17 protein-coding genes are annotated in these 19,723 nt (G+C 42.4%); 12 read left to right on the top strand and 5 right to left on the bottom strand.

Annotation, left to right across the window (positions count from 1 at the left end; translation table 11 throughout):
• The first annotated feature begins 2 nt into the window (after nucleotides 1–2).
• The 4 genes from HUW51_RS15420 to HUW51_RS15435 are packed head-to-tail and all read left to right on the top strand — an operon-like array spanning nucleotide 3 to nucleotide 2,502.
• Nucleotides 3–995: a hypothetical protein gene (locus HUW51_RS15420; protein WP_185270527.1), complete on the top strand. Its 993-nt coding sequence runs from the start codon at nucleotides 3–5 to the stop codon at nucleotides 993–995.
• A gap of 3 nt (nucleotides 996–998) precedes the next feature.
• Nucleotides 999–1,400, top strand: coding sequence for a hypothetical protein (locus HUW51_RS15425; protein WP_185270528.1), 402 nt, complete (start codon nucleotides 999–1,001; stop codon nucleotides 1,398–1,400).
• A gap of 9 nt (nucleotides 1,401–1,409) precedes the next feature.
• The gene (locus tag HUW51_RS15430) at nucleotides 1,410–2,099 is read left to right on the top strand and encodes an SCO family protein (protein WP_185270529.1); all 690 of its coding nucleotides are present in this window, start codon (nucleotides 1,410–1,412) and stop codon (nucleotides 2,097–2,099) included.
• A gap of 28 nt (nucleotides 2,100–2,127) precedes the next feature.
• Nucleotides 2,128–2,502, top strand: coding sequence for a c-type cytochrome (locus tag HUW51_RS15435; RefSeq protein ID WP_228466669.1), 375 nt, complete (start codon nucleotides 2,128–2,130; stop codon nucleotides 2,500–2,502).
• A 195-nt stretch (nucleotides 2,503–2,697) separates the two neighbouring features.
• Here HUW51_RS15435 and HUW51_RS15440 read toward each other — a convergent pair whose 3' ends face one another.
• The 4 genes from HUW51_RS15440 to HUW51_RS15455 all read right to left on the bottom strand — a co-directional run bounded on the left by HUW51_RS15440 (nucleotide 2,698) and on the right by HUW51_RS15455 (nucleotide 8,358).
• Nucleotides 2,698–3,267 carry a hypothetical protein gene (locus tag HUW51_RS15440; RefSeq protein WP_185270531.1) on the bottom strand — a complete coding sequence of 190 codons (570 nt, stop codon included), beginning with the start codon at nucleotides 3,265–3,267 and terminating at the stop codon, nucleotides 2,698–2,700.
• Between the two features lie 164 nt (nucleotides 3,268–3,431).
• Nucleotides 3,432–5,063 carry a sodium/sugar symporter gene (locus tag HUW51_RS15445; protein WP_185270532.1) on the bottom strand — a complete coding sequence of 544 codons (1,632 nt, stop codon included), beginning with the start codon at nucleotides 5,061–5,063 and terminating at the stop codon, nucleotides 3,432–3,434.
• Between the two features lie 283 nt (nucleotides 5,064–5,346).
• A complete protein-coding gene (gene xylA, locus HUW51_RS15450; protein WP_185270533.1) occupies nucleotides 5,347–6,681 on the bottom strand; it encodes a xylose isomerase in 1,335 nt (444 codons plus the stop codon).
• Nucleotides 6,682–6,843: 162 nt separating this feature from the next.
• Complete coding sequence (locus tag HUW51_RS15455; RefSeq protein ID WP_185270534.1) at nucleotides 6,844–8,358, bottom strand: xylulokinase; 1,515 nt, start codon at nucleotides 8,356–8,358, stop codon at nucleotides 6,844–6,846.
• A gap of 397 nt (nucleotides 8,359–8,755) precedes the next feature.
• On the opposite strand from HUW51_RS15455, the gene HUW51_RS15460 reads away from it, so the two are divergent.
• The 5 genes from HUW51_RS15460 (at nucleotide 8,756) to HUW51_RS15480 (ending at nucleotide 14,290) form a co-directional block, all read left to right on the top strand.
• Entirely contained in the window at nucleotides 8,756–9,475 is a 720-nt protein-coding gene (locus tag HUW51_RS15460) for an NUDIX hydrolase (protein WP_185270535.1), read from the top strand.
• Between the two features lie 373 nt (nucleotides 9,476–9,848).
• The gene (locus HUW51_RS15465; RefSeq protein WP_185270536.1) at nucleotides 9,849–10,523 is read left to right on the top strand and encodes a response regulator transcription factor; all 675 of its coding nucleotides are present in this window, start codon (nucleotides 9,849–9,851) and stop codon (nucleotides 10,521–10,523) included.
• A gap of 5 nt (nucleotides 10,524–10,528) precedes the next feature.
• Nucleotides 10,529–11,905: a HAMP domain-containing sensor histidine kinase gene (locus HUW51_RS15470; RefSeq protein ID WP_185270537.1), complete on the top strand. Its 1,377-nt coding sequence runs from the start codon at nucleotides 10,529–10,531 to the stop codon at nucleotides 11,903–11,905.
• Between the two features lie 119 nt (nucleotides 11,906–12,024).
• On the top strand, nucleotides 12,025–13,590 hold the full coding sequence (locus HUW51_RS15475) for a SulP family inorganic anion transporter (RefSeq protein ID WP_185274559.1): 1,566 nt from the start codon (nucleotides 12,025–12,027) through the stop codon (nucleotides 13,588–13,590).
• Between the two features lie 25 nt (nucleotides 13,591–13,615).
• The gene (locus HUW51_RS15480; protein WP_185270538.1) at nucleotides 13,616–14,290 is read left to right on the top strand and encodes a carbonic anhydrase; all 675 of its coding nucleotides are present in this window, start codon (nucleotides 13,616–13,618) and stop codon (nucleotides 14,288–14,290) included.
• 134 nt (nucleotides 14,291–14,424) lie between these two features.
• Here the strand turns inward: HUW51_RS15480 and HUW51_RS15485 are convergent, their stop codons facing one another.
• Nucleotides 14,425–15,324: a hypothetical protein gene (locus HUW51_RS15485; RefSeq protein WP_185270539.1), complete on the bottom strand. Its 900-nt coding sequence runs from the start codon at nucleotides 15,322–15,324 to the stop codon at nucleotides 14,425–14,427.
• Nucleotides 15,325–15,729: 405 nt separating this feature from the next.
• Here HUW51_RS15485 and HUW51_RS15490 point away from each other — a divergent pair, with 405 nt between their 5' ends.
• From HUW51_RS15490 to HUW51_RS15500, 3 genes are all read left to right on the top strand, one after another.
• Nucleotides 15,730–16,155 (top strand): hypothetical protein, encoded by a 426-nt coding sequence (locus HUW51_RS15490; RefSeq protein ID WP_185270540.1) that lies wholly within the window; start codon nucleotides 15,730–15,732, stop codon nucleotides 16,153–16,155.
• 175 nt (nucleotides 16,156–16,330) lie between these two features.
• Nucleotides 16,331–18,784 carry a type IA DNA topoisomerase gene (locus tag HUW51_RS15495; protein WP_185270541.1) on the top strand — a complete coding sequence of 818 codons (2,454 nt, stop codon included), beginning with the start codon at nucleotides 16,331–16,333 and terminating at the stop codon, nucleotides 18,782–18,784.
• 108 nt (nucleotides 18,785–18,892) lie between these two features.
• Entirely contained in the window at nucleotides 18,893–19,723 is an 831-nt protein-coding gene (locus tag HUW51_RS15500; protein WP_185270542.1) for a metallophosphoesterase family protein, read from the top strand.

Here is a 19,723-nt window from a genome sequence, read left to right on the forward strand (position 1 = left end):
TCATGAAGAAAATTTTATACTTGTTTATCCTCTTATTTTTTAAAAATTCAGTCAGTTTAGCCTGCGATATCTGTGGTTGTTTTATGGGCATTACGCCTTACGATAACCAAAGCAGTATTGGCGTACTGCACCGCTACCGTAGTTTTAACGGCTACCAAAGTTTCGAGCAAAAATCCCGATTTTTCCCAGCAGGAGCGGGAGTTTTTACAGGTGGGCCAGATAGCGGGGCGGGTTCGCACAGCCACAACGGCAACCCTTCGGACTTTGAAGTATACCGGGCCACGGAAATCCGGGCGAAGTATTTTGTACATCAGCGCATTGAGTTAAACGCCTTTGTGCCGTACGTGCAAAATACTACCCAGTACAATAACAACCGCACTACTTTGTCGGGTTTGGGCGATATCAACTTGTTTGCCGGAGTGCACGTGTTACGTAAAATTGAAGTGGCCGGCGTGCAGCAACGTTTAATTGTGGGTGGCGGGGTAAAGTTACCTACCGGACATTATTACCGCACCAATGCCGAAGGAGCCCGATATCCCTTGTTGTACCAAACCGGCACAGGCAGTGTCGATTACTTTGGCTACGTGAATTACATAGCGGGTTACAAGAAATTTGGTTTAAGCATTAACTCCAGCTACAAACTCAACGGCCAGAATTATTATAAAGAAAGTATCGCAAACAGTTCGGCCCATTTTGCCAATTTGTTTTACCGCTACAATGTAAACCAGAACTGGAATATTAATCCATCAATGCAATTTTTCTACGAGTTTACCAAGGGCGAAGAGTTTAACGGCGAACTCACCGGCGAACACAAAATGAACAACGCTTTGCTCGGTCCGGGTCTGGATATTTACTACAAAAATGCGGGCATCAACCTGGCTTTTCAGTTACCCATCTACGAAGAAGATACCGGGCACCCAGCCAGTGCCGGTCGTTTAGTACTCGGGTTTAGCTACAACTTTAACCAGACCAAGTATTTAATTAAAAGTAAATAAAGCATGATGCCGAATCGTTCTTACCTTATAATCTTGTGGCTGCTGCTAAACATCAGTTCTTGTGCTCCCTCCAAAGAAGAGCAAGTAAAGCAGTTAGAAGAAAAAGTTTTAGCCGTGCACGACGAAGTAATGAGCCAAATGGATAAAATCAATCAGCGGCAGCGTAAATTAAAGGCTTCCCTCCAAAATGGCGATACCACGCAATTAAATGTTAGCCAAATCCGGCAACAAATAACCGATTTAAAAAATGCGGATGCGGCCATGATGGATTGGATGCACCAATACAAAAGCCCCACCGATTTAGCGCCCGAGCAAGCTACTATCTATTTGCAGGACCAGTTAGAAAAAATGGAGCAGGTAAAAAAACAAGTGGCAAACGCCCTGAGTAACACCGAGAAAATATAAAACGAAGCAATGCACCTAGTACATACCAATTTTTTAAAATTTTTACTTTCCCGGGCTAGCTTTGTTTTGCTGCTGGGTTTACTTTTTAGCTGTTCTCAAACGGATAATACTTCCAAAAAATTACCAATTCTGGGCGAAAGAGAAGCCACTCAAAAAGTAGTAAACGGCCAAACTGTAAATGACACCTTATATCATCAAATTCCGGATTTTACTTTTATCAATCAGGATAGCCAGCAAGTAACCAGTAAAACATTGGCTGGTAAAATCTACGTTTCGGATTTCTTTTTTACTACTTGCCCAAGCATTTGCCCCAAGATGAAAAGCCAAATGCTGCGGGTTTACGAAAAATTTAAAAATAACGATCAAGTAGTGCTGTTATCGCATACCATTGATCCGGAGCACGACTCGGTGGCGGTGCTCCGGGACTACGCGGAGCGTTTGGGCGTAAGCAGCAATAAATGGCAGTTCGTGACCGGGGCGAAAGACAGTATTTACGATATAGCGGCCAAGTACATGGTTTCGGCGATGGAAGATGAAAAAGAGCCGGGTGGGATTGTGCACAGCGGGGCCTTTATTCTGGTAGATACTAACCGGCACGTGCGGGGCATTTACCACGGTACCGTTCCGGAACAAGTAGATCAATTAATACAAGATATCCCACTATTATTAGCCGAAGAGTCGCAGCATGCAAAAAATTAAATTATCGGTTATAATTTTAACAGGGCTTGTGCCATTTTTCTGGTTACGTTGTGCCCCCGCTGATTCGGATAGCGGGAAACAATTATATGTGCAACATTGCGAAAGCTGCCATATGCCGGATGGAAACGGTTTACGACGACTGATTCCGCCATTAACTAATTCGGATTATTTAGTAAAACATCGTCAAGAATTGCCGTGTTTGATCCAACACGGTACGGCGGAGGCGATGGTTGTAAATGGCCAGCAATACCAGCAGAAAATGCCTGGCGCTGAAGATTTAACTCCCGACCAAATAACGAACCTGTTGAATTTTGTGCAAACTAACTTTGGCAACAACAACGAACGTTTTACTATTCCGGAAGTAGCGGAGTTGCTAGACGCTTGTGCCGCGCACGATCATTAGTTTACGCCTGGCTTTGTTCAAGCGAGATAAATTTCAAAATTTTACTAAGTCATAAAAGATCAAGTTTCAACTAAAAAAGTATTTTTTTAGAAGGAAACCAGAGGCGACCCTCTTTCATTAAAAAGAAACCCCAAGCTGGATAACTTGGGGTTTCTTTTTGAGAAGTAATTATATTTTTAAATAGATATAAGCAAACTACTTTTTCTTTTTGGCTGGTTTGCATTCTTTGCAAAAATCGGCCAGCACTTCTACTTCTTTTTTAATTAAATCATGTTGCTCTTCCAGGTTGCTTTCTGAATCCGTAACTAAAGCTTGTATATCGGCTTGTCTTTTTATCATTTCAGCATTTAATTCATCGTGGGCTTGCTGAAAAAAGTTGTTAGCCGAAAGTGCGTTTTTAGTTTCGTATAACCGCTGGCGGTACTTGCGGGCATAAAGCTCCAGTAGATCAAAGTCCAGTTGAGCCATTTTTAAGATTAAGTCCGTTTTGTTACCTTCTTCTATCCAGGAAGTTGCGGGGTTATAAGAAGCCGTCACAAATTTGTTGAAGTTTTTAGTCAGCATAAACTCATAATTGCTCATGGCATAACTAAAATCGAGATTGGCGGCTAAGTAATGGCGTTGTACCCCTGCAATAGAATTTTGAGGTGCCTGGCCTTTAAAGTCGCTTTTAGAAAGTACCACATCTTTTTTCCACTCCATTTTAACCTGGGCAAAAGTGGAAAAAGAAACAAATAGTAATAAAAAGGTAAATGTTTTAGTCATATCGTTGATCTTGGGTTAAATCAACGATATTCAAGATGTATGCCTAAAATTATATATTTAAAAAATAATACTTTAGTAAACTTATTTCTTCTTTATTTGCTTTAAAACAAAAGAGCGCGGCTGTTATCAGCCGTGCTCTTTTGTTTTAAAATAATATTTTAATTTTACCAGAAGATGGTGTATAAAGCGGCCAGAATACCGCAGATTAACACAGCCCCCACCGCAAAAGATGAAGAAGTCTTGAACATGGAAGCATCGATTTCCAGACCTTTCGGATTGTTCTTGCTCTTCGGATCCATTAGCGTAATAATTACCATTAAGGCTACTAAAATTAAAAACACGATGCCCATTCGGTCAATAAATGGAATTTCGGGAAATTGGAATTTTAAGAAAGTAGATAATGGAATGGTTAATACGGCAGCCACTAATGCAGCCGGTGCAGTAGTACGTTTCCAGAAGAAACCTAAGGCAAAAATCGCAAATACCCCCGGCGAAATAAAGCCGGTATATTCCTGAATGTACTGGAAAGCCTGATCTAAATTACGTAACACCGGCGCTACCAGAATAGCTACCACAAAAGCTCCAACCACTACTAATTTACCAAAGTTAACCAGCTTGGTTTCGGAAGCATTGCGGTTAAAAAACTTCTTGTAAATATCCAAGGTGAAGATCGTAGAGATACTGTTGGCTTTACCGGCTAAGGAAGCCACAATGGCGGCGGTAAGAGCCGCAAATGATAAACCTTTTAAGCCAGCAGGTAATAAGTTTAATAGAACGGGGTAAGCATGGTCCGGAATAACGTGACCGGCTTCGTTCGCCATTTCGGTTTGGAACTGACCGTTTTTGAAGAGTACGTAAGCCGCAATACCGGGCAATACCACAATAATCGGCATCATTAATTTTAAGAACGCTGCGAACAACAAACCGCTTCGGGCTGTTTTTAAATCTGCACCTAAGGCACGTTGGGTAATGTATTGGTTACAGCCCCAGTAATTTAAATTTACAATCCACATCCCGCCAATTAATACCGATAGACCGGGTAAATCCATGTAAGCATCGCGGGTACCACCTTGCCCATTCGGAATCATTAACTCGCCTTCCGAGATAATCATGCTAAAGTGGTCGGCGGCTTCTTTGCGCAAAAAGCCCAAACCTTCCCAGGCGCCGCTGCTGCCTAACGTAGTAGCTACTAAATCCAGGGCCAGGTAAGTAGTGGCTAAACCACCCAATACCAATACAAATACCTGAATAACATCGGTATAACCAATTACTTTCATGCCGCCCAGGGTTATAAAAATCGCAAAAATGGCTAAACCGTACATACAGTAGTAAAAGTCAATGCCAGATACGGTTTGTACCGCTAAAGCGCCCAGGTACAGGATGGATGATAAGTTTACGAAAACGTATACCAACAACCAGAATACCGCCATAATGGTACTTACCGCGTCGTTGTAGCGCTGCGATAGAAACTGGGGCATGGTATAAATTCGGTTTTTAAGGTAAATGGGAATAAAGAAAACTGCCACAACTACCAGGGTGGCAGCAGCCATCCATTCGTAGGTAGATATAGCTAAACCCAGCGCAAACGCCGAACCGGAAGTACCAATAAATTGCTCCGCCGAAATGTTAGATGCAATTAAGGAAGCACCAATGGCCCACCAGGTTAAAGAGCCTTCGGCCAAAAAGTAATCTTTTGAGTCGGCTTGCCCGGTCCGGTTTTTTCTATAAATCCAATATCCGTAACCGGATACAATTATAAAGTACACCAAAAAAACGATGTAGTCAATTGATTTCATAAACAAGGAAAGTGTGGAAGTGTGAGTTTGTTATGCTTAAAGATAAAGGGAATTTAAAGTTATGTCTATGGGTAAAGCGATAATTTTATATAAAAAAATTAAAAAATTGGAAGTAAAAAGGAAAATTCGTTGGCGAATATAGAAAGCTTTTTTGAATTGCTAATTTTTAGAAAAACTGGGTTAGAATGGTTTAAAGTAGTTTTTGTTGAAAATTATAAACAAATAAACCCGGCAAGTAGAAAAACTCACCGGGTTTATCTTAAATGTTAAAAATTTAATAAAATTAGATGTACTGGTTGATCAGGTTTTCGAACAGCTCTTGCTTGCCGCTGATTTGTTGCGGTTCGCCGTTTTTCAAAGCTAATTCTCGTAGATCTTCCAAAGAAAGTTCGCCGTTTTCGAAACGCTGACCATCACCGCTGTCGAAAGAAGCGTAACGTTCCTGGCGGCGTTTTTTGTAATCTGATTTTTGCAGAATGCTGTCGGCAATTAATAAGCCACGAGCAAACGCATCAATACCGCCAATGTGGGCTAAAAATAAGTCATCGAGGTCGGTAGAGTTCCGGCGCAGTTTAGCATCAAAGTTTACGCCACCATTTCCTAATCCACCGGCTTCCAGAATAACCAGCATAGCTTCGGTTAACTCGTACAAATCTACCGGGAACTGGTCCGTGTCCCAACCGTTCTGGTAATCGCCGCGGTTGGCATCAATGCTGCCCAACAAGCCAGCATCAGCGGCAATCTGCAATTCGTGCGCGAAAGTATGCTGCGCCAAAGTAGCGTGGTTGGTTTCCAGGTTTAATTTAAAGTCGTCTTGTAAACCAAATTTATTTAAAAATCCGATTACAGTAGCGGCATCAAAATCGTACTGGTGCTTGGTTGGTTCCATCGGCTTAGGCTCAATCAGGAAAGTACCGGTAAAACCAGCTTTCCGGCCATAATCGCGGGCAGTTGCCAGGAATCGGCCCATGTGCTCAATTTCGCGTTTGGTATTGGTGTTCAGCAACGACATATAACCTTCACGACCTCCCCAGAATACGTAGTTTTGTCCGCCCAAAGCAATAGTTGCATCAATAGCAGCTTTAACTTGCGCAGCAGCATACGTTAGTACGTTAAAATCAGGGTTGGTAGCGGCGCCGTTCATGTAGCGCGGGTGCGAGAACAAATTAGCGGTACCCCACAATAAACCTACACCGGACTCTTGTTGCTTTTGTTTGGCGTAATCCACAATGGTTTGCAGGTTACGCTCTGAGTCCGCAATCGATTTGCCTTCAGCTACAATGTCAAAATCGTGGAAGCAGTAGTAGTGCAAGCCTAATTTAGAGGTAAACTCAAAAGCCGCATCCATTTTATCTTTGGCGCAGGTAATGGTATCGGAGCTGGTCGACCACGGAAACTCCCGGGTACCCGGACCAAACGGGTCGCCGCCAGTGCCGGTGAACGAATGCCAGTAAGCTACCGAAAACTTGAAATGGTCTTTCATGGTTTTACCCGCCACTAGCTTGTTTTCGTCGTAATATTTAAACGCCAAAGGGTTGGTAGATTCTTTGCCTTCGTACGCTATTTTAGAAATATTCGGAAAGTATTCTTTCGATCCGGTTACTACATTAACTGCCATATTTTGCTACAATTAAGGTTTTTAATGATTTAAGTAATTTTAATGTAAAATAGATTTTAAAAATTTTAAATCCCGCCAGCAAACTGCAAAGCGGAATTTAGTGGAGATTTATAACGAGGGTTAATAAGTTGATTTTACGGCTAAAATTTAAAATTTTTAAAATTAGTCCTGAATGCGGTTGAGTTGCACTTGTAATTCAGCGAGCCAGGTTTGGTAAATAGCTTCGTATTGTTCCTGTAAGGCCAATTCGGGTTCTACGGCGCGTGTACGGCGCAAACCCGCAAAAGCTTTGGAATAATCAGCGTAAATACCGGCACCCACGCCAGCCCCCCGGGCCGCGCCCTGCGAACCATCGGTATTATACAGCTCTACAGTAGTATTGGTAACGGTGGCAAAAGTTTGCGCAAACAAGGGGCTCAAAAACATGTTAGCATCGCCGGCTTTTACGGTGCGGGCATTAATCTGCATATTTTTCATGATATCGAACCCGTAACGCAGGGCAAAAATAATTCCTTCCTGGGCGGCTCGGGCTAAGTGCGCCGGGGTGTGCTGGTTAAAAGATAAACCGGCAATGTGGGCGCCTACCTGCTTATTTTTTAAAAAACGTTCGGCTCCGTTTCCAAAAGGTAAGATCAAAAGGCCTTCGGCGCCGGCCGGTACGGCCTGGGCTAAGTCGTTAATTTCTTGGTAGCTGTAGCTGGCGTTGGCTTTCTCGGAAGTAAATACCGTTTTCCGCAGCCACGAATTTAAAATACCAGTGCCGTTTACGCACAGTAAAGTACCCGTAGAGGGTTGCTCGGTGGTATGGTTTACGTGTAAAAAAGTATTTACCCGCGACTCCGGATCATACGTAAACTGGTTGTTTACGCCGTAAATTACCCCGGAAGTACCGGCCGTAGCGGCTATTTCGCCGGGGTGCAGTACGTTTAACGAAAAAGCGTTATTGGGTTGGTCGCCGGCCCGGTAAGCAATGGGCGTGCCCGCTGCTAAACCTAATTCTGCCGCTGCGCTACTGGATACTTCGGCCTGTAAACCAAAGCTAGGTACAATTTCCGGAATAAGTTGGGCCGGAATGCCGTAGTAGTCGAGTAAATCGAAGGCAGGTTCATTCTTTTGAAAATTCCACAAAATACCTTCGGATAAACCGGAAGCCGTGGTTTGTACTTTGCCCGATAACTTCATGGCGATGTAATCGCCGGGCAACATAAACTTATCTATTTTTTTAAAAATTTCCGGTTCGTTTTCTTTTACCCATTTTAGCTTGGAAGCGGTAAAATTACCCGGCGAATTTAAATAGCATGATAAACAAGTTTCCGCGCCTATTTCCCGGAATGCTTTATCGCCATAACGCACCGCCCGGCTGTCGCACCAGATAATGGAAGGGCGCAGCACTTGTTGGTTTTGGTCTACTACTACGAGGCCGTGCATTTGGTAAGCAATGCCAATGGCTTTAATGTCAGAGGCTTGGATGCGGCTTTCGCGGATAACCTGGTGCGTTACTTCGCTCAGGTAATGCCACCACCGTTCAGGGTCTTGTTCGGCCCAGCCTTCTTGTTTTACAATCATGCCCATTTCCTGGGCGGGCGCAAAAGCTGAGCGTAAAACGGCGTCAGTTTCTGCATTAATTAATGTTGCTTTTACCGAAGAAGAGCCAATGTCGTATCCTAATAAATACATCGCGTTTTTATATCAGAAAAAATGTAAACTTAGAATTGCCGGCCGGGTATTTCCCGCACCAGTAGAAATACATTTTTATCTTTTTAAAGTTTGTGTTTACTTTTTAATTAAAGAGTAGTTGAAAAAGGCGTTAAACCTAGTTATAAAAATTTACATTTAATAATTCCGGATGAGCAATTATTTAAGGATAAACTAACTGTCTTGTAAGGCTTATTGTAAAAGATACAATATTAAAATTAAATCTTTATTATTCCAATTTTTAAAACGTAATTTTAACCGGCTGATGCGCGTATATTTTAAAAATTATAATAATTTAAACGCCGCATTTATTTACAACCACATAAAAAAAATAAATACTGGTACTCAGTGTTTAAGCAATTAATCTCCACGTATTACTATGGTAAAAACAAAGTTTGCCGGTTCAATTTTAAATTTTAAACCTGAAGATATTATTCCCTCTGTTTCTACGGACTGCGTGATTTTTGGCCTCGATAATGGCAAATTAAAAGTGTTGCTGCTCAAACGAAACATTGAACCCTCGCCGGGCTTATGGGCTTTGCCAGGGGGCTTTGTGCTCGATTCGGAAGAATTAGAACATTCGGCCATGCGTACCTTACACGATACCACGGGCATGTCGAACGTTTTTATGGAACAAGTGCAAGCTTTTGGGCAGGTAAACCGCTTTCCGTGGCGCCGGGTTATTACCATTGTTTTTTACGCCCTGATTAAATACCGCACCGACGATTTAAAAGCTGGTCCCGATGCCAGCGAAATTAATTGGTTTGATATCGCGGATTTACCCGAATTGGTATTTGATCATAAGCATATTTTAAACGTTACTTTGCAGCATTTGCAAAGTAAAGTGCGCAGCGAGCCTATTGGCTTTGAGTTGTTACCGCCAAAATTTACTTTAACGCAACTGCAAGAGCTTTACGAAGCCGTACTACGCACCACCTTTGATACCCGCAACTTCCGGAAAAAACTGCTGAAAATGAACTTGCTCGAACAACTCGACGAAACCCAGATTGGCGTAGCCCACCGGGCTGCGCGCTTGTACCGTTTTAATTCTAGCATTTACCTGAAATTAAAAGAAAAAGGCTTTACGTTTGAGTTATAAAGTGTGGGTTTGTTTGTGCTTTTTAATAAAAATTATGGGGGAACTAGCCTGTAGTTAGTTCCCCTTTACTTTTATCGGGAGTAAGCTATTTTAAGCCTTCATGATGTAGAATTTAATCCCAAGGAATTTTAAAAATTTAAAAATGTCGGATTTTAAAAAAAGATATTTTCAGGTAATTACAGGCAATTTGTGCGCATTTTGCGGCCGCTAGTTTAAAGCAGTCAAATAAAAATTACTGATCATAAGAGCAAAAGTAGTACCCAGCAGCTCCCTCATTTGCGATAAACTGAGAACATTTGCCGTATATTGGCGGTTACTTAATCCTGTAAATAAGTTTTACCTTGAATTGTAACCCATAAAGGTTGCCTGGCCTATGAAAATACTCTTAGTTGAAGATGAACCCAAAGTAGCTTCTTTTATAAAAAAAGGTTTAGAAGAACAATCCTACGACGTAGATCAAGCTTATGATGGATTTATTGGTAAACGCCTAGCCCTGGAAAAACCGTACGATTTAATTATTCTGGATATTATCTTGCCGCAGTTAAACGGGCTGGAAGTATGTAAAGCAATCCGGCAGCAAAATTCTTCGGTGGCTATTTTAATGCTTACGGCCTTGGGTAACACCACCGACAAAATTGAAGGCTTAGATGCCGGCGCCGACGATTATTTGGTAAAACCATTTGAGTTTCAGGAATTACTGGCCCGCATCCGGGCGCTTACCCGGCGTAAAAATGATTTCCCCAGTACCGAAATTTTAAAAATTGCTGATTTAGAGTTAGACATGGCTCGCAAAACAGTAACCCGCAATAACCAACCCATAACCTTAACCGCGCGCGAATTTGCCTTGCTTTCGTATTTAATGCGCAATAAAAGCCGGGTAGTTTCGCGGGTAGATATTATTGAAAACGTTTGGGAAACTTCTTTTGATACGGGCAGCAACGTAATCGACGTGTACATTAACTTTTTGCGTAAGAAAATTGATAAAGATCATGCGACTAAGTTAATTCACACGCTGGTAGGTATGGGGTACGTTATTAAAGAAACCTGAAGTAAATGACCATTCGCACGAAATTAACCCTGCAGTTCGCGGGTATTTTTTCATTTATCCTCATCTTGTTTTCGCTGTTTATTTACGTGTTTGTAGCGTTGTATCAGGAAAACGATTTTCGGCAAAATTTAAAAAATCGCGCCAATATTGTAGCCCACGTGTACCTCGATGCTAACCGGGTAAGCCAGGAAACCTACCGCCGCATCTTGCGGCAATACAATCAAACGTTGCCGCACGAAATTGTTTATGTCTTCGACCAGCACGGGCGCTTGGTGTTTCAGGAAGGCGAAGATACTTTGCCGGTAAACACCGAGTTATTAGCCGAGCTGCGCCAGGGCAAAGAAGTAGTGCAGTTAGTAAATGGTCGGCACTTAGTAGGTATTCAGTACCGCGACAACAAAAACCAGGAGTTGTATTTAGTTATTGCTTCTTCTATTGATGTAAACAGCCGGCAGCAGTTGCTGGAGTTGCGCTTAATTTTATTAATGGGCTGCCTGGTGGCTAATGTTATTGTGTTGGCAGCGGGTTGGTTATTTTCGAAACAAGCCTTGCGGCCTATTACCAAAGTAGTGCGCGAAGTAGAAAACATTAGCGCTTCGGATTTGCACCTGCGCCTGACCGATGCCAACGGCAAAGACGAATTGTCGCATTTAGCGCTTACTTTTAACAAAATGCTGGACCGCCTGGAGCAAGCTTTTGAAATGCAAAAAACTTTTCTTTCCAATGCCTCGCACGAACTCCGTACACCTTTAACCGCCATGATCGGGGAATTGGAAGTAGCTTTAATGAAACCACGCGCCAACGAAGAATACCAACGCGTTTTGTGGGCCACCTTAAAAGAAGCACAACTTTTAACGCAACTTTCTAACGGCTTGCTGCAAATTGCCCAGGCAAGCTTCGAGATTTCTAAAATCATGTTAAATAAGGTGCGTTTTGATGAAATAATTTATACGGCCACGGAAGAAATACAGAAACGGCACCCCAACGCCAATATTGAAATTAACTTCGAAAACTTACCCGAAGACGAAAGCAAGTTATTTTGCTATGCCAACGAACCCTTGTTGCTGATCGCCGTTATAAATGTTTTAGAAAATGCCTGCAAATTTTCACCGAAACAAGGTTTAATTTCTGCTATTATCAACGTAACCGATAGGGAATTACAGCTAAAAGTGAAAGACCGTGGCGTTGGGATTAAGGAAGAAGATATGAAGCACGTGTTTGTTCCGTTTTTCCGGGCCGATAATGTGCGCGATATTTCGGGACATGGCATTGGATTACCTTTATCCGAAAAAATTATCAAAGTACACCAAGGTTACATTCAAATTAATTCGGCACTGAACGTAGGAACAGAAGTGTTGATTTCCCTTCCCACCATTTTTTAATCTCATTTTAATTTCCTTTTAATTCCACCTTAATGTAGTGCTGCTAAGTTTGCCAGGGAAAGTATAAAACTAGATAAACAATGCCATCCTTATATAAAAAGCAAACGGAGGAGTTAAAAATGAAATCCGAAAATCAGAGTATTTTTAAAAACCTCTCGAGCGACTTGCCCGCCGGACTAGTGGTATTTTTAGTAGCCCTACCTTTGTGTTTGGGAATTTCGCTAGCCTCGGGGGCTCCTTTATTATCGGGCATTATTGCCGGCGTAGTGGGCGGTGTGGTAGTTTCGTTACTAAGCGGCTCATCGTTGAGCGTGAGTGGGCCGGCAGCAGGACTAACCGTAATTGTTTTAAACGGCATTAACAAAGTAGGGTCTTTCGAAGCTTTTCAATTAGCTGTGGTAATTGCGGGTGTGCTGCAATTAGTGCTGGGATTTTTAAAAGCAGGCATTATCGGGCATTATTTCCCATCCAGTGTTATTAAAGGTATGTTGGCCGCTATTGGTTTAACTTTAATATTAAAACAAATACCCCACTTTTTAGGAGCTGATAAAGATTTCTTCGGCGAAATGGAATTCTTCCAGTTTGATGGCCGGAATACTTTTACCGAATTGGGCTATGCCTTTGAGCACATCGAAGTAGGCGCTTTAATTATTGGCTTTGTATCTTTATTAATTATGCTGGGCTGGGACAATCCGCGCCTGAAAAAATACGCACTGTTTAAATTTGTGCCTTCGGCCCTTATTGCCGTTATAATCGGATTAGGACTAAATTTCTTTTATAATTTAAATGCTCCTAACCTGGTTGTAGGTGCCGAACACCTGGTGCAATTACCCGAAATGAATACCTGGGATAAGTTGGTGGGCCAACTGAGTATGCCTAACTGGGGAGCCTTCCAGAACCCGGATGTATATATTTTAGCCATTACCATTGCCATTATTGCATCGCTGGAAACTTTATTAAGCGTAGAAGCGGTAGACCGCATAGACCCTATGAAACGCGTTACCCCTACTAACCGCGAATTAAAAGCCCAAGGGGTAGGTAACTTTATCAGCGGTATGCTGGGCGGTTTACCCATGACAGCGGTTATTGTAAGAAGCTCAGCCAACATAAACTCTGGCGGTAAAACCAAGCTTTCTGCCTTTATACACGGGGTTTTATTGCTCATTAGCGTATTATTTTTGTCGGCATTTTTAAACCAAATACCATTATCGGCATTAGCAGCGGTATTGTTGTTAGTTGGTTTTAAACTTACCAAACCCAGCCTGTACATCAGCCAGTTTAAACTGGGTTGGGAGCAATTTATACCGTTTATTGTAACCGTACTGGCTATTTTATTTACTGATTTGTTGGTAGGTATATCTATTGGTTTAGCGGTTGGTGTATTCTTTATCCTGAAAGCCAATTACAAAACGCCTTACTTTTTTCATAAAGAAAACCACAATCAAAACGAAGTTATCCGGTTACAATTAAGCGAAAACGTTAGTTTTTTAAATAAAGCCAGTATTCTATTAACCTTACACCATCTGCCCGATAACTGCGAAGTAATCGTAGATGGCTCAAAATCTACTTTCATTGACTACGATGTGCTGGATGCCATTCAAAGCTTTAAGGTAAATGCCAAAGAGCGCAATATCCAGGTACATTTAAAAGACATACCGGAAGTAGTTTCAACCAATGCCCATTAAAAAACACCTAACCTGACTGATTATTATGGAAAAAATATTTGAAAATAACCGCAAGTGGGTTGCTGAAAAAATGCAGAACGACCCCAACTATTTTAAAAACTTAGCTAAAGGACAAAAACCGCGTTATTTATTTATTGGTTGCTCCGATAGCCGGGTACCAGCCAACAACGTTTCTGGTACCGAGCCCGGCGAAATGTTTGTGCACCGCAATATTGCCAACGTGGTTGTACATACCGATTTAAATTTACTATCGGTGCTGCAGTACTCTGTAGAGGTGCTGGGGGTGCAGGATGTAATTGTGTGCGGCCACTATGGTTGCGGCGGGGTACAAGCGGCCATGGGCGACCAACAGTATGGATTAATTGATAACTGGTTACGCAATATTAAAGATGTAATTAGTAATCACCAGGATGAATTAAACGAAATAACGGATCAAGACGCTCGTTTCCGTAGAACCGTGGAGTTAAACGTAATTGAGCAGGTTAATAATTTGTACAAAACTACCATTGTGCAAAATGCAATAAACGCCGGTAAACCCCTGCGTTTGCACGGTTTGGTTTACGACATTGCTAACGGTATTTTAAAAGACGTAAAATGGTCGCCGGAAGATTTTAGACAATACGCGGCCAGCTACCACTTACCTTTAGAAGTTGAAGAGGGGCAACTAGCGGCTACCGAAACCGAACCAGCCAAAGCTTAATAAGCCAGCAGATTAAAGATTACAGCCTGATTTTCATAAATCTATTTCCCATTGTTAAATTTTTAAATTCAGAGTCAACAAAAAAGCCTTGCATTTCTGATGCAAGGCTTTTTCTTTTTTAAATTTTTTAATTTTTACCACTCATAATCGCGCTCCGAAGAAGAGCCATAATTATAAGGAGGGCCATCGTTGCGGTTAAAATTCCGGCGCGGATTATCTTCCTGATGTCCCCGGTTTTGGTTAAACGTATTGTTCCAGTGGTGCTGGCTGTTCATGTTGCCTCGTTCCTGGTAGCGGCGTTCTTCATCATCGCCGGTAAAATTATTCCAAGCCTGGCTAATTTTATTACCCATCCGGTCGAAAAATCCTTCGTCTTCGTGCTGGTTGCGGCGGTTTTGATAACGGTCTGAATCAAAGCTGCGGCCTTGGTTAAAATTGTTCTGGTTGTTGTAATCCGACGAATGCCGGGTGCTGTTTTGGTCGAAATTGTTGAACCGTGATTGGTTATGTTGGTTTTGGTTCCGGAACTGCTGCAAGCCGCGGTTAAAGTTGTTGTTATCATCGTCGTCGGTCCAGCGGTTCCAGGTATCCTGAATCCGGTCGCCGGCGCGTTCAAAAAAGTTGCGGTCGTCGTTGTTATTCCGGTTTTGTGACCGTTGCCAGTCGTGGTGTTCGTTGTGCTGGTTAAAGCGGTTATTATCGTTCCGGAAATTGGATTGCTGATTGCCAAAGCCGGAAGAATGGCCTTGGTTATATTGCCGGTTATTATCAAATTGATCGCGGTTATACCGTTGGTTATTTTGCGACCAATTATTGTTTTGCTGATCGTTTTGCCGGTTAAAAGGCTGGTAAGCTGAATATTGATTAGGACCCGAATTAGACCAGTGGTCTGAGGTACCTTCGTTAGAACCTTGGCGCATACTGGCCTGGTTCGTACCAAATTCGTTACGGGTTGAATTATCGCGTCTTGGGTTTTCGTTTCCGCTCCGGAAACTATTGAATGATGATGGATCTGAATCTTCGTAAGTTCTCATAATTGACATGTATTTAGTTAATAGTTCAATTAATTTACCAATCGGCCTTACCCCGATTGGATTTCTGTGTACGACAAATAAATTAGAAATGTTCAACTGCTAATGCCTTGTTGGTTATATTAATATTTAAAGAATTAGCTATAAGTAAAGATATTTTTTAAAAAATTAGCGCTTAGATAAAACTAAATACCTCTGAATAAAGGTTTTTATTGCATGGTTGTTAAATATTAATAAAAACAATCAAAAGTAGAGCTGGTGCGGCGGCTGGTTGCGCGGCGAAAGTATAGCGGTGTAAACCCGCTATAATGCTATATAGCAACATTTAAGGGTGGCATAATGGCTTGCTTTAAAAATGCAATTTAGATCATCAAAGTTTTAAAATTCAGAACCCGATTAAGTTTAGTAATGATGCAAATTTTTAAAAAATTACTTTTTAGCTTTTTTATTTTAATAGGAGTGGGGCTGTTTAGTGCCTGCACCGAACTCTTAAACGACTCGGATACGGCACCGGATGGATCAGCCCCGGCTATTCAGTTGCAAGCGCCCGCCGATAATAGTTTGTTTAACCGCGGCAAAATCATTCCGATTAAATCTGTTATCAGCGATAAAGACCGGATTAAAGAAATGGAAGTGCAAGTGCTTAAAATATCGCAGGGCGTAGCTTCGCCGGTTATCTGGGGCTACAAAAAGTTTCCTAAAACCAATCCGGTAATTGTTGACACTACTTTAAATACGACAGGTTTAGAGCCGGGCCATTATTTGCTGCGTTTTAATTTAATGGATAACCGCACCAATACCCAGGTTAAAGAAGCTCATTTTTTAATCCGGTAAACGAATTATAACCTTTCATTAATTTCTTGTTTTAAAAGGGGCATCACTACCAGATGCCCTTTTTGTTTTCAGGCCCGGTTATATTATATCGGGGATGGTTTACGTATTTTAAAAACAGAAGCCGTATTTTTGCAATTCGTTAAAAGCGGAACGTTAAAGCAGAACCACCTGGAAGTTGAAAGTTTGTATTGCAGAAAAGCCGAGTGTTGCCCGCGAAATAGCGCAGGTAATTGGCGCCAAATCTAAAAAAGACGGTTATTACGAAGGCAATGGTTACCAGGTAACCTGGACCTTTGGCCATTTTTGCCAGTTGCGCGAGCCCGAAGATTACCGGCCCGAATGGAAACGCTGGAGCATCCACGAGTTGCCCATGGTGCCCGATAATTTCGGTATTAAGTTGCTGCAAAACAAAGGCGTAGAACAACAATTTAAAATAATTAAAAAATTACTGGAGCAAGCTACTTTGGTAATTAACTGCGGCGATGCCGGCCAGGAAGGAGAGGTAATTCAACGGTGGGTACTAACGGAGGCTAAATTCCGGAAACCTTTTAAACGGCTCTGGATTTCGTCGCTTACCGAAGAAGCCATCCGGCAAGGTTTTCAAAATTTAAAAGAAGGCTCGGAGTTTGATTTACTGTACCAGGCGGGTAAAAGCCGGGCTATCGGCGATTGGCTGCTGGGAATTAACGCCACGCGTTTATTTACGATTAAATACGCGCAAGGGCGGCAGCTTTTATCGTTAGGCAGGGTGCAAACGCCCACGCTGGCCATGATCGTAAACCGCTACCACGAAATTCAGAATTTTAAGCCGGAGCCTTTCTGGGAGTTAAAAACCGTTTACCGCGAAACTACTTTTGCCAGCACTACCGGTAAATTTTTAGAGGAAGCCAAAGGCCAGGCTATTTTACATGCCATTCTGCCCGAAGAATTAACCATTACGGAAATTGAAACTAAAAAAGGCACCGAAAGCCCGCCGCGCCTTTTTGATTTAACCTCTTTGCAAATTGAGTGCAATAATAAACTGGGGTTGTCGGCCGACGATACTTTGAAAACGGTGCAAAGCCTATACGAGAAAAAAGTAGTTACTTACCCGCGGGTAGATACCACTTTTTTGCCAGACGATATGTACCCCAAAATTCCTGGCATTCTGCAGGGTTTAACAAATTACCAGGCTTTAGCTGCGCCTTTGCTGCAATCGAAAATCCGGAAAACCAACAAAGTATTTAACAACAACAAAGTTACCGATCACCACGCTATTATTCCTACCGGTGCCGGCGCCGGCAATTTGTACGGTCCGGAAGCCAGCGTGTACGATATTATAGTAAAGCGCTTTTTGGCCGCTTTTTACCCCGATTGTATTGTGAGTAATACAACCGTTACTGCCGAAATAGCCAAGTATACGTTCCGGGCCAAAGGCCGCCAGATTCTGGAGCCAGGGTGGCGCGTTATCTACGAAAAAGAAGAAAATCAAAAAAAATCGTCCGGCGAAGGCGATAACCCGGAGAAAGAAGAGGAAACCGCTATTTTACCGGTTTTTTTAAAAGGCGAACACGGGCCGCATCAACCTTTACTCGACCGGAAAATGACCAGTCCGCCCAAAGATTACACCGAAGCCACTTTGCTCCGCACCATGGAAACCGCTGGCCGTCAAATTGAGGACGAAGAGTTAAAAGAAGCTTTAAAAGAAAACGGCATTGGTCGCCCATCTACCCGGGCCGCCATTATCGAAACCTTATTTAAGCGGGAGTACATCCGGAAAGAAAAAAAGAAAATTATACCTACTCCCATGGGCATTGATTTAATTGGCTTAATCAAAAACCCAACGCTTAAATCGCCGGAGCTAACCGGCCAATGGGAAAAAAAATTACGGCAGATTGAGAACGGCAGCTTTTCGCCGGAGGCTTTTTTAACGGAGTTAAAGCACTTGGTGCACGAAATGGTGCAGGAAGTAAAGATCGACCGTACCGTACTTACCCTGGAGCCCAAACCCGTAAGTAGTTCCGCTGCGCCAACAGCCAAGCCAACGGAAGCCAAAGAGAAAAATTTAAAAAAGAAAGCAGGAGCGGAGCCCACCGCTGGTTACGGTACTTGCCCGGCGTGCCAAAGCGGTCAGGTTTTAAAAGGCTCGCAGGCTTACGGGTGCTCGCGCTGGAAAGAAGGTTGCGGTTTTAGGTTACCCCTGCAATTTGGCGGTAAAGAAATACCCGCTAAAGCCCTGGCCAGTTTACTGAAAAAAGGAAAAACCCCGGTATTAAAAGGGTTGCTCCTATCCGGCAGTTCCGATAAAATGGATGCGGTATTGATGCTCGACGAAAACTTAAACTTAAAGCCGCAAGTTGCCGAAAAGAAAGCCGGCGCCGACCCGTTTGAACAATGCCCTAAATGCCGCCTCGGGAAAATTTTAAAAGGCAATTCGGCTTACGGCTGCAGCCGTTTTCGGGAGGGTTGTTCGTTTATTATTCCTTTTGTTATAGCCAGCAAAACTTTAACGGATAAGCATGTAGCCGATTTACTGGTAAAAGGTAAAACGCCGAAAATTAAAGGATTTTTATCCCCCAAAACCGGAAATAAGTTCGACGCTATTTTAAAAATAAACGAAGACGGTAAAGTTGTTTTTCAGTTTGATTAAAAATCAGCTTTATTCTTTAGGAAAAACTTAAAAAACAAATCAGGTTTAACTTGGTTAAACTTACTAAAAGGCAAGTCTCTTGCACTTTTGTTTTTTTGCTTAAATATTATGCCTCCTTTATTACCCTATCGTAAGTGGCTGTTCTGGCTAAGTTGTTGGTTTTTGCTGGTAAGTGGCGGTTGCGAAAAATTCGATTTTAGTCCGTACCAAGTTCATTTAAAAGAAGAACAGCGAAATTTAAATAAAAAGAATTTAGACCGGATTGCCGCCTTAAAACTGCAGCCGCAAGATACGTTACGGTTTGCGGTACTCTCAGATAACCAGCGGTATTACGATGAGTTGGAAGATGCCGTAAAAGCCATAAATAATTATTCCAGAACTACGCACCGCATTGATTTTACTATAAACTGCGGCGATTTAACCGACTTTGGTTTACAAGAAGAATACCGCTGGCAGGTGGCCCGCACAAATAAGTTTACCATGCCCTACCTGGCCGTAATCGGCAACCACGATTGTGTAGCAAACGGCGTAAAAATTTACGAAGCCATGTACGGTCCCATGGATTTTACTTTTGAGATAGCCGGCAATTATTTTGTTTTTTTAAATACGAATTCGTTGGAGTTTGATTATCCGGTTCCGGATATGGATTATATGCGGCAAGCCCTGGTTCGTTCATCAGAATACCAAAATACCTTTGTGGTATCGCATGTTCCGCCGTTTGATGCCGATTTTGACAAGGATTTAACGCCTGAGTTTGCCCGTTTAATCCGTACTCATCAGGTGGCTTATTCTATTCACGGGCACCAGCACAGCTTTCGGTTTGGCCAGCCATTTAACGATGGACAATATTACCTGGTGGCCGATACCATTCAGAACCGGAATTTTATTGTGGTAACGGTAATCGGGGAAAAAGTAAGTTTTGAACGGATTAAGTTTTAA

Source organism: Adhaeribacter swui (assembly GCF_014217805.1).
Lineage (GTDB): Bacteria > Bacteroidota > Bacteroidia > Cytophagales > Hymenobacteraceae > Adhaeribacter > Adhaeribacter swui.

Bases quoted from the DNA above. Each gene is read 5' to 3' on its own strand.
- HUW51_RS15420 (WP_185270527.1), top strand. From the start codon at position 3: ATGAAGAAAATTTTATACTTGTTTATCCTCTTATTTTTTAAAAATTCA.
- HUW51_RS15425 (WP_185270528.1), top strand. From the start codon at position 999: ATGATGCCGAATCGTTCTTACCTTATAATCTTGTGGCTGCTGCTAAAC.
- HUW51_RS15430 (WP_185270529.1), top strand. From the start codon at position 1,410: ATGCACCTAGTACATACCAATTTTTTAAAATTTTTACTTTCCCGGGCT.
- HUW51_RS15440 (WP_185270531.1), bottom strand. From the start codon at position 3,267: ATGACTAAAACATTTACCTTTTTATTACTATTTGTTTCTTTTTCCACT.
- HUW51_RS15445 (WP_185270532.1), bottom strand. From the start codon at position 5,063: ATGAAATCAATTGACTACATCGTTTTTTTGGTGTACTTTATAATTGTA.
- xylA (WP_185270533.1), bottom strand. From the start codon at position 6,681: ATGGCAGTTAATGTAGTAACCGGATCGAAAGAATACTTTCCGAATATT.
- HUW51_RS15455 (WP_185270534.1), bottom strand. From the start codon at position 8,358: ATGTATTTATTAGGATACGACATTGGCTCTTCTTCGGTAAAAGCAACA.
- HUW51_RS15460 (WP_185270535.1), top strand. From the start codon at position 8,756: ATGGTAAAAACAAAGTTTGCCGGTTCAATTTTAAATTTTAAACCTGAA.
- HUW51_RS15465 (WP_185270536.1), top strand. From the start codon at position 9,849: ATGAAAATACTCTTAGTTGAAGATGAACCCAAAGTAGCTTCTTTTATA.
- HUW51_RS15470 (WP_185270537.1), top strand. From the start codon at position 10,529: ATGACCATTCGCACGAAATTAACCCTGCAGTTCGCGGGTATTTTTTCA.
- HUW51_RS15475 (WP_185274559.1), top strand. From the start codon at position 12,025: ATGAAATCCGAAAATCAGAGTATTTTTAAAAACCTCTCGAGCGACTTG.
- HUW51_RS15480 (WP_185270538.1), top strand. From the start codon at position 13,616: ATGGAAAAAATATTTGAAAATAACCGCAAGTGGGTTGCTGAAAAAATG.
- HUW51_RS15485 (WP_185270539.1), bottom strand. From the start codon at position 15,324: ATGAGAACTTACGAAGATTCAGATCCATCATCATTCAATAGTTTCCGG.
- HUW51_RS15490 (WP_185270540.1), top strand. From the start codon at position 15,730: ATGATGCAAATTTTTAAAAAATTACTTTTTAGCTTTTTTATTTTAATA.
- HUW51_RS15500 (WP_185270542.1), top strand. From the start codon at position 18,893: ATGCCTCCTTTATTACCCTATCGTAAGTGGCTGTTCTGGCTAAGTTGT.